Annotated in this window: 4 protein-coding genes; all 4 read left to right on the top strand. The window is 66.9% G+C overall.

The features are described from left to right. Positions 1-373: 373 nt before the first annotated feature. The 4 genes from PSEWESI4_RS16365 to ligA all read left to right on the top strand — a co-directional run bounded on the left by PSEWESI4_RS16365 (position 374) and on the right by ligA (position 8176). The gene (locus PSEWESI4_RS16365) at positions 374-1033 is read left to right on the top strand and encodes a GntR family transcriptional regulator (RefSeq protein WP_187672280.1); all 660 of its coding nucleotides are present in this window, start codon (positions 374-376) and stop codon (positions 1031-1033) included. A 13-nt stretch (positions 1034-1046) separates the two neighbouring features. Then, the gene (gene smc, locus PSEWESI4_RS16360) at positions 1047-4535 is read left to right on the top strand and encodes a chromosome segregation protein SMC (RefSeq protein ID WP_187672279.1); all 3489 of its coding nucleotides are present in this window, start codon (positions 1047-1049) and stop codon (positions 4533-4535) included. Between the two features lie 297 nt (positions 4536-4832). Beyond that, positions 4833-5687 (top strand): cell division protein ZipA, encoded by an 855-nt coding sequence (gene zipA, locus PSEWESI4_RS16355; protein WP_187672278.1) that lies wholly within the window; start codon positions 4833-4835, stop codon positions 5685-5687. 101 nt (positions 5688-5788) lie between these two features. Then, the gene (gene ligA / locus PSEWESI4_RS16350; RefSeq protein ID WP_187672277.1) at positions 5789-8176 is read left to right on the top strand and encodes an NAD-dependent DNA ligase LigA; all 2388 of its coding nucleotides are present in this window, start codon (positions 5789-5791) and stop codon (positions 8174-8176) included. Positions 8177-8285: the final 109 nt, after the last annotated feature.

Raw genomic sequence — 8285 nt, 5'->3', positions numbered from 1 at the left:
TGGAGTGGCCGCCTCGATGTGGCACACATCGAACTGATCGACCCCCACGACCTGCGCGGCCAGTTGCACGGCGAACGCCGGCAGGGGCGTGAGATGCCGGTCGAGGGGTGCCGATGGGGGCATGGATGGAGCTGCCGGTACGCGCATGGGATTCGTCGTGACGAGCCTCGGGGCTCAAGCGCAGGCAGGTTTGCATGGCGGCGAAGGGGGATTAAATCGGAATTTCCATATGTTCGGTTCAGTGGTTGCTAAACTTTAAGACCGTTCGGATTCATGACGGATGGCGCCCCATTCACCGCGCCAGGCCTGCTTTTCCGGGCCTTGCCCTGTGCTAGACTCGTCGCTTCGCAGTTTCTGAAACCCAAGGAAAATCATGACCTTCAAGGCACCGGACAGCCTCGTCGAACAGATTGCCCAGCACCTGGCGGAGCGCATCATCCGCGGCGAGATGAAGGAACGCGAGCGCATCCAGGAACTGAAGGTCACCCAGGAACTCAATGTCAGCCGTGGCTCGGTACGCGAGGCGCTGCTGCTGCTCGAACGCCGCCACCTAGTGGTCATCCCGCCGCGCCGGGGCGCGCAGGTCAGCGAACTCACCCCGCACCATGTGAAGAGCCTCTACGCGCTGGTCGGCGAGCTGTACATCCTGCTGGCGCGCAATGTGGCCGAGCGCTGGCAACTGGACAGCGACCTCGACCCGCTGCGCGCCATCCAGCAGCGCCTGGTCGGCCACGCCGAGCGCGGCGACATCGGCAGCTTCGTCGAAGACAGCTTCAACGTGATGCGCACCGCGCTGCCGTTCGCCGACAACCCTTACCTGCAGGAAACCCTGGAAAACCTGATCCCGGCCGTCAGCCGCGCCTATCACCTGGCGCTGGAGCGCCGCAAGACCGAGATGGGCCGCTTCCTGGCCGCCTTCGACGCATTGCTCGAAGCGGTCATCGCCCGTGACGAACAGCGCATCCGCGAGGTGCTGTCCGCCTACAGCACACATAACTGCCAGATGGTCCTGGCGGCCCTGGCAGAGCGCTGAGGAGTCCACCGGGATGCGCCTCAAATCCATCAAGCTGGCCGGCTTCAAGTCCTTCGTCGACCCGACGACGGTGACCTTCCCGAGCAACATGGCGGCGGTGGTCGGCCCCAATGGCTGCGGCAAGTCGAACATCATCGACGCCGTGCGCTGGGTGATGGGCGAGAGTTCGGCGAAGAACCTCCGGGGCGAGTCGATGACCGACGTCATCTTCAACGGCTCCAACACCCGCAAGCCGGTGACCCAGGCGAGCATCGAGCTGATCTTCGACAACAGCGACGGCAGCCTCGGCGGCGAGTACGCCAGGTACGCGGAAATCTCCATCCGCCGCCGGGTGACCCGCGACAGCCAGAACACCTACTTCCTCAACGGCGTGAAATGCCGCCGGCGCGACATCACCGACATCTTCCTCGGCACCGGGCTGGGGCCGCGCAGCTACTCGATCATCGAACAGGGCATGATCTCCAAGCTGATCGAGGCCAAGCCCGAGGACCTGCGCAACTACATCGAGGAAGCCGCCGGCATCTCCAAGTACAAGGAGCGCCGCCGCGAGACCGAGAACCGCATCCGCCGCACCCACGAGAACCTGGCGCGCCTGACCGACCTGCGCGAGGAACTGGAGCGCCAGCTCGAACGCCTGCAACGCCAGGCCCAGGCGGCGGAGAAGTACCAGGAATACAAGGCCGAGGAGCGCCAGCTCAAGGCCCAGCTCACCGCCCTGCGCTGGAGCGCCCTGAACGACCAGGCCGGCCAGCGCGAGAAGGTCATCGGCGACCAGGAAGTGGCCTTCGAGGCGCTGGTCGCCGAGCAGCGCAACGCCGATGCCAGCATCGAGCGCCTGCGCGACGGCCACCACGACCTGTCCGAACGCTTCAACCAGGTGCAGGGCCGCTTCTACTCGGTGGGAGGCGACATTGCCCGCGTCGAGCAGAGCATCCAGCACTGCCAGCAGCGCCTGCGCCAGTTGCAGGACGACCTCCACGAGGCCGAGCGCGCGCGCCAGGAGACCGAATCCCACGTCGGCCACGACCGCACGCTGCTCGCCACCCTGGGCGAGGAACTGGCGATGCTCGAACCGGAGCAGGCCATCGCCGACGAGGCCGCCGAGGAATCCGCCGCGCAACTGGAAGAAGCGGAAACCGCCATGCATGGCTGGCAGGAGCAGTGGGACGCCTTCAACCAGCGCTCCGCCGAACCGCGCCGCCAGGCCGAAGTGCAGCAGAGCCGCATCCAGCAACTGGAACAGAGCCTCGAACGCCTGGCCGAACGCCAGCGCCGGCTGGGCGACGAACTGGCGCTGCTCAGCGCCGACCCGGAGGATGCGGCGATCCTCGAACTGGCCGAGCAGGTCGCCGCCAGCGAACTGCAACTCGAAGAACTGCACGCCGCCGAGCAGGAACAGGCCGAACACCTGGAGCAACTGCGCGGCGAGCTGCAACGGGCGACCCAGGCCCAGCAACAGGCGCAGGGCGAGTTGCAGCGCCTGAACGGCCGCATCGCCTCCCTGGAAGCGCTGCAACAGGCCGCGTTGAACCCCGGCAAGGGCGCCGCTGAATGGCTGCGCGAGCACGGCCTGAACGAGCGGCCGAGGCTGGCCGAGGGCCTGCGCGTCGAGCCGGGCTGGGAGCTGGCGGTGGAAACCGTGCTCGGCGCCGATCTCCAGGCGGTGCTGCTCGACGATTTCGCCGATCTCGACCTGTCGGGCTTTGACCAGGGCGAGCTGCGCCTGGTACGGGCCGGGCAGGGCGCGGCGCGGGTCGCCGGCAGCCTGCTCGACAAGGTCGAATCCAGCCTCGACCTGGCGCCCTGGCTGGCCCGCGTGCGGCCGGTGGAAAGCCTCGACGAGGCCCTGGCCCGGCGTGGCCAACTGGCCGACGGCGACAGCCTGATCAGCCGCGACGGCTACTGGGTCGGCCGCAACTTCCTCCGCGTGCGCCGCGCCGGCGAGGCGGAAAGCGGCGTGCTGGCGCGTGGCCAGGAACTCGAACGCCTGGCCGCCGAACGCGACGAGCGCGAAGCCACCTTGGCCGACCTGGAAGAGCGCCTGGCGCAACTGCACGACGAACAGCGCCGCCAGGAAGAGGTGCGTGAGCAGCAGCGCCGGCAGGGCCAGGAACAGGCGCGCCGCCTGGGCGAACTGAAGGCGCAACTGTCCGCTGGCCAGGCCAAGGTCGAGCAGTTGACGTTGCGTCGCCGCCGCATCGACGAAGAACTGCGCGAACTGGAAGAACAGCGCGCGCTGGAACACGAGCAACTCGGCGAAGCGCGCCTGAGCCTGGAGTCGGCCCTGGACAGCATGGCCAGCGACACCGAGCAGCGAGAACGGCTGCTGGCCCAGCGCGACAGCCTGCGTGAGCGCCTCGACCGGGTGCGCGTCGATGCCCGCCAGCACAAGGACCGCGCCCACCAGTTGGCGGTGCGCCTCGGCTCGATCCGCGCCCAGCACGACTCCACCCGCCAGGCCCTGGAGCGCCTGGAACTCCAGGCCGAGCGCCTCAACGAGCGGCGCGAGCAGCTCAGCCTCAACCTGGAGGAGGGCGCCGCGCCGCTGGAAGAACTGCGCATGAAGCTCGAGGAACTGCTCGACAAGCGCATGGGCGTCGAGGACGAACTCAAGCAGGCGCGCCTGGCCCTGGAAGACGCCGACCGCGAACTGCGCGACGCCGAGAAGCGCCGTGGCCAGGCCGAGCAGCAGGCGCAACTGCTGCGCGGCCAGCTCGAACAGCAGCGCATGGAATGGCAGGCCCTGTCGGTGCGCCGCAAGGCCCAGCAGGACCAGTTGCAGGAAGACGGCTACGACCTGCACGGCGTGCTCGCCACGCTACCCGGTGAAGCCTCGGAAAGCGCCTGGGAAGCCCAGCTCGAACAACTGGCCGCGCGCATCCAGCGCCTCGGCCCGATCAACCTGGCGGCCATCGACGAATACCAGCAGCAGGGCGAGCGCAAGCGCTACCTCGACGCCCAGGACGCCGACCTGGTGGAGGCGCTGGAGACCCTGGAGAACGTGATCCGCAAGATCGACCGGGAAACCCGCAACCGCTTCAAGGAGACCTTCGATCAGATAAACGCCGGATTGCAGGCGCTTTTCCCCAAGGTTTTCGGCGGCGGCAACGCTTATCTGGAACTTACCGGCGAAGATCTACTCGATACCGGTGTGACCATCATGGCCCGGCCGCCGGGCAAGAAGAACAGCACCATCCACCTGTTGTCGGGTGGCGAGAAGGCACTGACCGCGCTGGCACTGGTATTCGCCATCTTCCAGCTCAACCCTGCGCCGTTCTGCATGCTCGACGAAGTGGATGCGCCGCTGGATGACGCCAACGTCGGCCGCTATGCCAGGCTGGTCAAGGACATGTCGGACAAGGTGCAGTTCATCTACATCACCCACAACAAGATCGCCATGGAGATGGCCGACCAGTTGATGGGGGTGACCATGCACGAGCCCGGATGCTCGCGCCTGGTGGCGGTCGATGTGGAAGAGGCCCTGGCGATGGTCGAGGCCTGAGGCCAGACGCTTTCTCGTAGGGGGCGCCGTGCGCACCGACTGGAGCTTTCGGGCGTATTCCCGGTAAACGGTGCGCACGGCGCACCTTGGTAAGAGGCAGAGCCTAGAGCGATCGACATGGGGCAAGAGGCCACTAACATTTCGGCGGCCCGGTGCAAATTGACCGTTCGTCGTGCTAGCTTAGTTCACACTTTTCGAGGGCGGGAAAAACACCTGTAGAAACATACAGTTGTCCGCATTTCATCAGGGGCGGGGAAGCCCTGGGTCATTCATCTTTTTCAGGGGTTGAGGAACTACATGGATATCGGTCTGCGCGAGTGGCTGATCGTCATCGGCATCATCGTTATCGCCGGCATTCTGTTCGACGGCTGGCGTCGAATGCGGGGCGGCAAGGGCAAGTTGAAATTCAAGCTGGACCACAGTTTCTCCAACCTTCCGGATGACGACGAAGATCCGAACCTGCTCGGCCCGGCGAGGGTCACCCGTGCGCAGGAACCGGAAATCGTCGAGGAAGACCTGCCGCCGATGAGCGCCCGCGAGCTGAATCGCCGGCGTGGCACGCCGATCGAGCCGAAGCAGGGCGACCTGGAACTCGACCTGGGTGACGAGCCGCCGACCCTGCTGACGCCGGTCGAGGACGAAGAGGACGGCAAGAAGCGTGGCAAGGGCGGCAGGAAGGACAAGGCCCAGGACGAGGACAGGCAGGAACTGCCGCCGGTCGAGGAAGTGCTGGTGATCAACGTGGTCGCCCGCAGCGAAGAGGGTTTCAACGGCCCGGCGCTGCTGCAGAACATCCTGGAAAGCGGCCTGCGTTTCGGCGAGATGGACATCTTCCACCGCCACGAGAGCATGGCCGGCAACGGCGAGGTGCTGTTCTCCATGGCCAACGGCGTCAAGCCGGGCACCTTCGACCTGGACGACATCGACCACTTCCGCACCCGCGCGGTGAGCTTCTTCCTTGGCCTGCCGGGGCCGCGCCATCCGAAGCAGGCCTTCGACGTGATGGTCGCCGCCGCCCGCAAGCTGGCCCACGAGCTGAACGGCGAGCTGAAGGACGACCAGCGCAGCGTGCTCACCGCGCAGACCATCGAGCACTACCGCCAGCGTATCGTCGAGTTCGAGCGCAACAAGCTGCTCAACCAGCGACGCTAACTTAGCTATAAGCCACGAGCCCCAAGCTGCAAGCCGAGTGCTTGGCCTGGGGCTTCGTTTTTTCTCACAGCTTGCCGCTTGAAGCTTGAGGCTTTCCCTCCATGACCATCCCCGCACAACAGGCCGTCGAACGCATCGCCGCCCTGCGCAGCGAACTCGACGCGCACAACTACCGCTACTACGTACTGGACGAGCCGAGCGTACCGGACGCCGAGTACGACCGCCTGTTCAACGAGCTCAAGGCGCTGGAGGCCGAGCATCCCGAACTGGTCACCCCGGAGTCGCCGACCCAGCGCGTTGGCGGCGCGGCACTCGACGCGTTCGGCGAGGTGCGCCACGAAGTGCCGATGCTCAGCCTCGGCAACGCCTTCGAGGAAGACGACCTGCGCGAATTCGACCGCCGCGTGCGCGAGGGCCTGGCCGACCAGTTGCCGGCCGGCGACCTGTTCGGCGACGGCGCCGTGGTGGAGTACAACTGCGAACCCAAGCTCGACGGCCTGGCCGTCAGCCTGCTCTACGAGCACGGCCTGCTGGTGCGTGGCGCCACCCGTGGCGACGGCAGCACCGGCGAGGACATCAGCGCCAACGTGCGCACCGTGCGCAACATCCCGCTGAAACTGCACGGCGAGGGCTGGCCGGAGCGCCTGGAAGTGCGCGGCGAGGTGTTCATGTCCAAGGAGGGCTTCGATGCGATGAACGCCCGCCAACTGGAAAGCGGCGGCAAGACCTTCGCCAACCCGCGCAATGCCGCGGCCGGCAGCCTGCGCCAGCTCGACCCGAGGATCACCGCCAGCCGCCCGCTGGAGTTCTGCAGCTACGGCGTCGGCCTGGTGCAGGGCGAACTGCCCGACACCCACCACGGCATCCTCCAGGCGCTCAAGGCCTGGGGCCTGCCGATCAGCCGCGAACTCAAGCTGGCCAGGGGCGTGGAGGAGTGCCTGGACTACTACCGGGATATCGGCGAGCGCCGGCAGGACCTGCCCTACGAGATCGACGGCGTGGTGTTCAAGGTCAACAACCTGGCCTGGCAGCGCGAACTGGGTTTCCGCGCCCGCGAGCCGCGCTGGGCCATCGCCCACAAGTTCCCGGCCAGCGAGGAGCTGACCGAACTGCTCGACGTCGAGTTCCAGGTCGGCCGCACCGGCGCGGTGACCCCGGTGGCGCGCCTGAAGCCGGTGCAGGTGGCCGGCGTCACGGTGTCCAACGCCACCTTGCACAACATGGACGAAGTGGCGCGCCTCGGCCTGATGATCGGCGACACGGTGATCATCCGCCGCGCCGGCGACGTGATCCCCCAGGTGATGGCGGTGGTGCTCGACCGTCGCCCGGCCGATGCGCGGCCGGTGCACATCCCCGAACACTGCCCGGTGTGCGGCTCGCAGGTCGAGCGCACCCAGTTGGTCAAGCGCAGCAAGGGCGGCCGCGAGAGCATCAGCGAGGGCGCGGTGTACCGCTGCGTCGGCCGCCTGGCCTGCGCGGCGCAGCTCAAGCAGGCGATCATCCACTTCGTCTCGCGGCGCGCCCTGGATATCGAAGGGCTCGGCGACAAGATCGTCGAGCAACTGGTGGACACCGGCCTGATCGCCTCGCCGGCCGACCTCTTCACCCTGACCTACGAGCAGGTGGTGGCCCTGGAGGGCTTCGCCGACCTGTCCACCCGCAACCTGCTGGCCGCCATCGACGGCAGCCGGAGGCCGACCCTGGCGCGCTTCATCTATGCACTCGGCATCCCCGATGTCGGCGAGGAGACCGCCAAGGTGCTGGCCCGCTCGCTGGGTTCGCTGGAGCGCATCCAGCAGGCCCGGCCGGAAGTGCTCACCTACCTGCCGGACGTCGGCGCCGAGGTGGCCTACGAGATTCGCAACTTCTTCGAGGACGACCACAACAGCAAGGTGATCGCGCAGTTGCGCAAGCACATCGCGTTGCAGGAAGAAGGGGACGTGCATGCCGAGTTCGCGGCCAGCGTGAGCCTCGGCGAGTTCATCGCTCGCCTGGAGATTCCCTTCATCGCCACCACCGGCGCGCAGAAGCTGGCGGACCAGGCCGGCAGCCTGGAAGGGGTGATCACCCTCAGCCAGGACTGGCTGACGCTCAGCGTGATGAAGGGCATCAACGAGAAGGCCAAGCAGTCGCTGCGCGACTTCTTCGCCGATTCCGCCAACGTCGCCCGCGCCGAGGCCATCGAGCGCCAGTTGCGGGATTTCGGCATGCACTGGAACAGCGAGAAGAAGGTGGTGGAAGGGCTGCCGCTGGCCGGCCAGACCTGGGTGCTGACCGGCACCCTGGAAGCGATGAGCCGCGACGTGGCCAAGGAAAAGCTCGAAACCCTGGGCGCCAAGGTGGCCGGCTCGGTGTCGGCCAAGACCGCCTGCGTGGTGGCCGGCCCGGGCGCCGGCTCCAAGTTGGCCAAGGCGAATGAACTCGGCGTCCGCGTGATGGACGAAGAAGGACTGCTGGCGCTGCTGGCCGAGCATGGCCTGGTTGCCTGACGCCGCTTTTTGTAGGAGCGAGCTTGGCTCGCGAAGCTTTTGAGGTGCCGGTGTTCGCGAGCAGAGCTCGCTCCTACAGGGGAGCTCGTTCTGTATGCGTCATTCCCGC

Origin of the sequence: Zestomonas carbonaria, assembly GCF_904061905.1 — a bacterium.
GTDB classification, from domain to species: domain Bacteria; phylum Pseudomonadota; class Gammaproteobacteria; order Pseudomonadales; family Pseudomonadaceae; genus Aquipseudomonas; species Aquipseudomonas carbonaria.
The sequence above is the reverse complement of the archived record's forward strand: the minus strand, read 5'-3'. Positions and strand labels throughout refer to the sequence as shown.